Raw genomic sequence first — 1,406 nt, forward strand, 5'->3', positions numbered from 1 at the left:
GGTGCAACAGCAACAGCTTTAACAGCAACAGCATCTGGTAGCAATACGTTATTGTGGTACACTGTTGCAACAGGTGGCACAGGTTCAGCAACAGCACCAACTCCTTCTACTGCTGCTGCAGGTTCAACAACTTATTATGTAAGCCAGGTTACTTCTCTTAATTGTGAAGGCCCAAGAGCTTCTATTACTGTAACAGTAAATCCTACACCTGCAGCACCAACCGTTACATCACCGGTAGTTTATTGCCAGGGTGCAACAGCAACAGCTTTAACAGCAACACCCGCAGCTGGTAATACTTTATTATGGTACACCGTTGCAACAGGTGGCACAGGTTCAGCAACAGCACCAACTCCTTCTACTGCTGCTGCAGGTTCAACAACTTATTATGTAAGCCAGGTTACTTCTCTTAACTGTGAAGGCCCAAGAGCAGCCATTACTGTTACAGTTAATCCTACACCTGCAGCACCAACCGTTACATCACCGGTAGTTTATTGCCAGGGTGAAACAGCAACAGCCTTAACAGCAACACCCGCAGCTGGTAATACTTTATTATGGTACACCGTTGCAACAGGTGGCACAGGTTCAGCAACAGCACCAACTCCTTCTACTGCTGCTGCAGGTTCAACAACTTATTATGTAAGCCAGGTTACTTCTCTTAATTGTGAAGGCCCAAGAGCAGCCATTACTGTTACAGTTAATCCTACACCTGCAGCACCAACCGTTACATCACCGGTAGTTTATTGCCAGGGTGCAACAGCAACAGCCTTAACAGCAACACCCGCAGCTGGTAATACTTTATTGTGGTACACCGTTGCAACAGGTGGTACAGGATCAGCAACGGCACCAACTCCTTCTACTGCTGCTGCAGGTTCAACAACTTATTATGTAAGCCAGGTTACTTCTCTTAACTGTGAAGGCCCAAGAGTAGCCATTACTGTTACAGTTAATCCTACACCTGCAGCACCAACCGTTACATCACCGGTAGTTTATTGCCAGGGTGCAACAGCAACAGCCTTAACAGCAACACCCGCAGCTGGTAATACTTTATTGTGGTACACCGTTGCAACAGGTGGTACAGGATCAGCAACGGCACCAACTCCTTCTACTGCTGCTGCAGGTTCAACAACTTATTATGTAAGCCAGGTTACTTCTCTTAACTGTGAAGGCCCAAGAGCAGCTATTACTGTTACAGTTAATCCTACACCTGCAGCACCAACCGTTACAACTCCTGTGGTGTATTGCCAGGGTGCAACAGCAACAGCTTTAACAGCAACAGCATCTGGTAGCAATACGTTATTGTGGTACACTGTTGCAACAGGTGGCACAGGTTCAGCAACGGCACCAACTCCTTCTACTGCTGCTGCAGGTTCAACAACTTATTATGTAAGCCAGGTTACTTCTCTTAA

1 protein-coding gene is annotated in these 1,406 nt (G+C 46.7%); it reads left to right on the forward strand.

From position 1 onward, the window contains the following. A partial coding sequence (locus ACFEL9_RS26065; protein WP_446753373.1) for an Ig-like domain-containing protein occupies positions 1-1,406 on the forward strand: 1,406 nt, incomplete at both ends.

The sequence above is a fragment of the Terrimonas alba genome (assembly GCF_042434975.1).
GTDB lineage: Bacteria > Bacteroidota > Bacteroidia > Chitinophagales > Chitinophagaceae > Terrimonas_B > Terrimonas_B alba.